Source organism: Streptomyces sp. SID14478, from assembly GCF_010548525.1.
Classification (GTDB): Bacteria; Actinomycetota; Actinomycetes; order Streptomycetales; family Streptomycetaceae; genus Streptomyces.
Window position 1 is genome coordinate 1 of the sequence record NZ_JAAGMG010000408.1, and the last position, 3,076, is coordinate 3,076.

1 protein-coding gene is annotated in these 3,076 nt (G+C 74.6%); it reads left to right on the forward strand.

All coding sequences use genetic code 11. The features are described from left to right. Positions 1-3,076, forward strand: a 3,076-nt coding sequence (locus tag G3I40_RS13435; RefSeq protein ID WP_164302393.1) for a type I polyketide synthase, incomplete at both ends; no start/stop codon positions are given.

Sequence of the window (3,076 nt, forward strand, 5' to 3'; positions counted from 1 at the left end):
TCGCTGGTCGCCATGCACCTGGCGGCGCAGTCGCTGCGCCAGGGCGAGTGCTCGATGGCGCTCGCCGGCGGTGCGACGGTGATGGCCAGCCCGGACGCCTTCCTCGAATTCTCGCGCCAGCGCGGCCTGTCCGCCGACGGCCGCTGCAAGGCGTTCGCGTCGACGGCCGACGGCACCGGCTGGGCCGAGGGCGTCGGCGTGGTCGTCCTGGAGCGGCTTTCGGTGGCCCGGGAGCGCGGCCACAAGGTGCTTGCGGTGCTGCGCGGCAGCGCAGTGAACCAGGACGGCGCGTCCAACGGTCTGACGGCGCCGAACGGGCCCTCCCAGCAGCGGGTGATCCGCAAGGCGCTGGCGAACGCGGGACTCTCCACAGCCGACGTCGACGTGGTCGAGGCGCACGGCACGGGTACGGCGCTGGGCGACCCGATCGAGGCGCAGGCGCTGCTCGCCACGTACGGCAAGGACCGTGACCCTCAACAGCCTTTGTGGCTCGGCTCGTTGAAGTCGAACATCGGGCACAGCCAGGCCGCCGCCGGCGTCGCCGGTGTGATCAAGATGGTGCAGGCGCTGCGCCACGGAGTGCTGCCCAGGACTCTGCACGTGGACGAGCCGACGGCGCAGGTGGACTGGTCCGCGGGTGCGGTGGAACTGCTGACCGAGGCCCGGGACTGGCCGCGCGAGGACCGTCCGCGCCGGGCCGGTGTCTCCTCCTTCGGCGCGAGCGGAACGAACGCCCACCTGATCCTGGAAGAGGCGCCCGCCGAAGCGCCCGACGAAGCACCGGAAACGGCCGGGGCCGGGCCGTCGGGCGTCGTGCCGCTGGTGGTGTCGGCACGCAGCGCCGGTTCCCTGGCGGGCCAGGCGGGCCGGATCGCGGCGTTCGTCGAGGAGTCCGGCCGTGCGTCGCTGACCCGTACCGCCGCGGCGCTGCTGGCGAACCGGGCGCTGCTGAGCGAGCGCGCGGTGGTCGTCGCCGGGTCCGACGAGGAGGCGCTCGCCGGACTCCAGGCGCTGGCACGCGGCGAGAGCGCGTCCCATGCGGTGGCCGGCAGCACCGGCGCGGGCAAGCCGGGCAAGGTCGTGTGGGTGTTCCCGGGCCAGGGCTCCCAATGGGTGGGCATGGGCCGGGAGTTGCTCGACTCCTCGCCGGTGTTCGCGGACCGGATCGCCGAGTGCGCGCACGCGCTCGCCCCGTACATCGACTGGTCCTTGGCCGACGTGCTGCGGGGCGAGGAGCCCGGCCTGCTCGACCGGGTGGACGTCGTCCAGCCCGCGTGCTTCGCCGTCAACGTCGCACTGGCCGCCGTCTGGTCCTCGCTCGGGGTGCGTCCCGACGCGGTGCTCGGCCACTCGCAGGGCGAGATCGCGGCCGCGTGTGTGTCCGGTGCCCTGTCGCTCGACGACGCGGCCCGCGTGGTGGCTCTGCGCAGCCAGGCGATCCGCGAGCGGTTGGCCGGGCGCGGCGGCATGGCCTCGGTGGCGCTGAGCGAGGACGACGCGCTCGTGCGACTGGAGCGCTGGGCGGACCGGGTCGAGGTGGCCGCGGTCAACAGCCCGAACTCGGTCGTCGTCGCGGGCGACGCGGAGGCCCTGGACGAGGCTCTCACAGCCCTCACCGCCGACGGTGTGCGCGTGCGCCGCGTCGCCGTGGACTACGCCTCCCACACCCGGCACGTCGAAGACATCGAGGACACCCTCGCCGAGACCCTGTCCGGCATCGAGGCCCAGGCCCCCGCCATCCCCTTCTACTCGACCGTGACGGGCGGCTGGGTCGAGGACGCCGATGTCCTCAACGGCGCTTACTGGTACGGGAATCTGCGCAGCCAGGTGAAGTTCGGCCCGGCCGTCGCCGAGCTGGTCCGCCAGGGCCACGGCGTCTACGTCGAGCTCAGCGCTCACCCGGTCCTCGTCCAGCCGGTCAACGAGGCGGTCTACGAAGCCGACGGCGACGCGGACGCGCTGGTGACCGGCTCCCTGCGGCGCGACGACGGCGGCCTGTGCCGGCTCCTCGCCTGCGCCGCCGAACTCTTCGTGCGCGGCGTCCCCGTGGACTGGGCCGGAGCCCTGCCCGACGGGACCGTTCCCGCCCACGTCGACCTGCCCACGTACGCCTTCGACCGCCAGCGCTACTGGCTCCAGGAGGCCGCGGCCGACGGCGACACCGCCGAGGCCGCGGACAGCGCCGACGCCGACTTCTGGCAGGCGGTCGAGCACGCCGACCTCGACTCCCTCTCCGCGCTCCTGGAGACGGAATCCGCCGACGAACGCGGCGCGCTCGACGCGCTCGTGCCCGTCCTCGCCCAGTGGCGCGGCAAGCGGCGCGAGCAGTCGTCCGCCGAGAAACTGCGCTACCACGTCACCTGGCAGCCGCTGGGCCGCGAGAGCGCCGGCGTACCCGGCGGGCGCTGGCTGGTCGTCGTACCGGCCGAGCGCCGCGAGGACACCGCGATCGACGCCCTCCTGGCGGAGCTGGGCGCCCAAGGGCTCGGCATGGTCCGCCTGGAGGTCGACGCGCACGACCGCACCCGGGAGCGGCTCGGGGAGCGGCTGGGCGCGGTGCTCGCCGAGCACGACGTGAGCGGCGTGCTGTCGCTGCTGGCCCTCGACGAGCAGACGGCGGGCGGCCCCCAGGACCCCCTCGCCGTGACGGCCTCCACGCTCTCACTGGTGCAGGCACTGGCGGACGGCTTCGTCACCCAGCCGCTGTGGTGCCTGACCCGCGGTGCGGTGAACATCGGCATCCACGACACCCTCACCTCGCCCGCCCAGGCGGCGCTGTGGGGCCTCGGCCGGGCCGTCGCACTCGAACGCCTCGACCGCTGGGGCGGATTGGTGGACCTGCCCGCCAAGACGGACGCGCGCACCGCCCAGTACCTGCTCGGCGTGCTCAACGGAGCCGACGGCGAGGACCAGCTCGCGGTCCGGCGCTCCGGCGTCTACAGCCGCCGCCTGATCCGCAAGCCGCTGCCGGAGCCGGGCCCCGCCGACGGCCGCTGGCAGCCCCGGGGCACCGTCCTGGTCACCGGCGGCGCCGAGGGACTCGGCCGGCACGTGTCGGCGTGGCTCGCGCAGGCCG